Source organism: Stenotrophomonas sp. PS02289, from assembly GCF_029960115.1.
GTDB lineage: Bacteria > Pseudomonadota > Gammaproteobacteria > Xanthomonadales > Xanthomonadaceae > Stenotrophomonas.
Genome location: NZ_JASCOZ010000286.1, coordinates 1 through 2,958, shown reverse-complemented (window position 1 = coordinate 2,958; position 2,958 = coordinate 1). Strand labels below are relative to the sequence as shown.

The window sequence follows — 2,958 nt, the reverse complement described above, 5'->3', positions numbered from 1 at the left end:
GCCGTTGGCCGGCCCACACACCGCCTGGGCCGGCCAACGGCCGGCGCTACCGAAAGACCGATGCCATCCGCACAATGGTGATCACCGCCGGCGCGGCTTTCCCGCCGGGCGGAACTGCTGGCCCCTGCCCTTGCCGCGCTCCTGCGCGGTCTCGGCTTGGCGCACGGCCAGCTTGGCGGCGGCGGCGGCCACTTCGTCTTTCAGCTTGAAGTAGTTCAGCAGGCGCTCTTCGTCCAGTTCCCCGGCCTCGATGGCCGCGCGCACGGCACATCCCGGTTCGCTCTGGTGCGCACAATCGCGGAAGCGGCATTGCGCCGCCAGCGCTTCCACATCGGCGAAGCCGCCTTCGCTCAGCGCCTCTTCACCGGTCGGCTTGAGTTCGCGCATGCCCGGCGTATCGATCAGGCAGGCCCCGGCCGGCAACGGCATCAGTGCGCGATGGGTCGTGGTGTGCCGGCCCTTGGAGTCGTTACCGCGCACGTCGGCGGTTTTCATCCGCTGCTCGCCGAGCAGGGTGTTGGTCAGCGTGCTCTTGCCGGCCCCGGACGACCCCACCAGCACCACGGTCTGACCCGGGCCCAGCCAGGGCAGCAGCGCACCAGCACTTTCGGGATCCTTGCCGTTGATCGCCAGCAGCGGAATGTCCTGCGCGGCCAGTTCCTCCAGCACATCCAGCGCGTCCTGGCTGTACTCGGTCTGGTCGGCCTTGGTCAGCACCACCACCGGCTGCGCGCCGCCCCCGCCCACCAGTAGCAGGTAGCGCTCGATGCGGCGTGGATTGAAGTCGGCATCCAGCCCGCAGACGATGAACACGGTGTCGATGTTGGCCGCGATCACCTGCTGGTGGTAGTGCTCACCGGCCGCGCCACGCTTGATGGCGGTGCGCCGGGGCAGCAGCGCGACAATCTTGATGCCGTCCAGCAGGACCCAGTCGCCCACCGCCGCGCGTTCATGGCTGGGGAAGCGTGGCCGCTGCCACTCGGCAGGGGACTCCGTCTTCAGCGACGCTTCCGGCGCGTCGGCCACCACGTAACCGGTACGGTGCTGCTCGATCACCCGGCCCGGGCGGGCCTGTGGGTGGGCCTCGAACAAGGCCTGCCAAGCGGGCAGTTCAGGGGCCCCTGGCCATGGCCAGCCAATGGTCTGCAGGGCGCGGTAATCGATCGGGTCGGTCATCCTGCGCATTCTACCCTTGAGGCATGGCCGGCAACTGCCCGCCAACGCTCAGGATTTCCCCTCCGAAGGGCTTGCCCCGCGTCGCACCATTTCCGCTACCATGCGATTTCCATGCCCAACCTGGCCCAGCCATGTCAACGCCACCGCTGAAGCCGCTCGCCACCCGCGAGCGCCTGTCCGAAGTCCGCTACGAGATCCGGGGCGAGCTGGCACGACGAGCGCGTGAGTTGGAAGCCCAGGGCCGCACCCTGATCAAGCTGAACATCGGCAACCCGGGCAACTTCGGTTTCCGCGCGCCGGAACACCTGCAGCGCGCCATTGCCGACGACATGGGCCGCACCGATCCCTACACCCACCAGCAGGGTCTGCCGGTCGCCCGCGAGGCCATTGCCGCCGCCTATGCGCGGCGTGGCGCGCCTGATGCGCACCCGGACCGGGTGTTCATCGGCAATGGCGTCAGCGAGCTGATCGACCTGTCGCTGCGTGCCCTGCTCAACCCCGGCGATGAAGTGCTGGTGCCCTCGCCCGACTACCCGCTGTGGTCGGCGGCGACCATCCTCAACGACGGTCGCCCGGTGTACTACCGCTGCGCCCCGGAAAACGGCTTCCAGCCGGATCCGAGCGAGATCGAGACGCTGGTGTCCTCGCGCACCCGCGCCATCGTGCTGATCAACCCGAACAACCCCAGCGGCGCGAGCTATCCGCGCGAACTGCTGGAGCGCATCGTGGAGATCGCGCGCAAGCACAACCTGCTGCTGATGGTCGATGAGATCTACGACCAGATTCTGTACGACGGCGCGCAGTTCCAGCCGGTGGCCCCGCTGGCCGGCGACCATCCGTGCATCACCTTCAGCGGCCTGAGCAAGGTGCACCGCGCGTGCGGCTGGCGCGTGGGCTGGGCGATGCTGTCCGGCGCGGCCGAGCAGCTGGGTGAGTTCCGCGCGGCGATGGACCTGCTGAGCGCGCTGCGACTGTGCGCCAACGTGCCCGGCCAGTACGCCATCGAGGCCGCGGTGAACGGTCCGGACACCATCTCCGAATTGTGTGCGCCGGGTGGCCGCCTGTATGAAACCCGCCGCGCGGTGATTGAAGCCTGCAACGCCAGCGAACACCTTTCGCTGGTGGCTCCGGCCGGCGCGCTGTATGCGTTCCCGGCGGTGGTGGGTGCGGCGGCCAAGGCCTTCGACGACCACGACTTCGCGCTGGAACTGATGAACGAGGAAGGCGTGCTGGTCGTCCCGGGCTCCAGCTTCAACGTGCCCTACCGTCACCACTTCCGGGTGACCCTGCTGCCGGAAGCCGGGGTAATGCGCGACGTTTTCGCCCGCATCGACCGCGCCCTGGCGCGACGCGCCGAAGCCAACACCAAAGTGGTGCCGCTCAAGCCGCGCAGCGTGGCCTGACGATGGCGCTGCGTTACCTGGCGCTGGGCGATTCGTACACCATTGGCGAAGGCGTCGCGGAGCAGGGCCGTTGGCCAGTGCAGCTGAGTGCGGCGCTGCGCGCCGCCGGCGTGGACATCGCCGACCCGCAGATCATCGCCACCACCGGCTGGACCACCGACGAGCTGGACGCCGGCATTGATGCCGCCGCGCCACAGGGACCATTCGACCTGGTCACCCTGCTGATCGGGGTCAACAACCAGTATCGCGGACGCTCCGTTGACGAGTACCGCACCCAGTTCAGCGCACTGCTGCAGCGCGCGCTCGGCTTTGCCGGGCAGCGCGCGCAACGGGTACTGGTGCTGGCCATTCCGGATTGGGGCGTGACCCCGTTCGCGGC

Annotated in this window: 3 protein-coding genes; 2 read left to right on the top strand and 1 reads right to left on the bottom strand. The window is 68.8% G+C overall.

What is annotated here, in order from left to right:
* Positions 1 to 81: 81 nt before the first annotated feature.
* Positions 82 to 1,185, bottom strand: a complete 1,104-nt coding sequence (gene rsgA, locus QMX83_RS20985; protein ID WP_282298559.1) for a ribosome small subunit-dependent GTPase A — start codon at positions 1,183 to 1,185, stop codon at positions 82 to 84.
* A gap of 122 nt (positions 1,186 to 1,307) precedes the next feature.
* On the opposite strand from rsgA, the gene QMX83_RS20980 reads away from it, so the two are divergent.
* Together QMX83_RS20980 and QMX83_RS20975 are read left to right on the top strand one after the other, a co-directional pair.
* Positions 1,308 to 2,579: a pyridoxal phosphate-dependent aminotransferase gene (locus QMX83_RS20980; RefSeq protein ID WP_282298558.1), complete on the top strand. Its 1,272-nt coding sequence runs from the start codon at positions 1,308 to 1,310 to the stop codon at positions 2,577 to 2,579.
* A 2-nt stretch (positions 2,580 to 2,581) separates the two neighbouring features.
* Positions 2,582 to 2,958: GDSL-type esterase/lipase family protein (locus QMX83_RS20975; RefSeq protein WP_282298557.1), on the top strand; the 377-nt coding region annotated here is incomplete at its 3' end.

What these genes read in the sequence shown, in the direction of transcription:
- rsgA (WP_282298559.1), bottom strand. Translation starts at nt 1,185, where the DNA reads ATGCGCAGGATGACCGACCCGATCGATTACCGCGCCCTGCAGACCATT.
- QMX83_RS20980 (WP_282298558.1), top strand. Translation starts at nt 1,308, where the DNA reads ATGTCAACGCCACCGCTGAAGCCGCTCGCCACCCGCGAGCGCCTGTCC.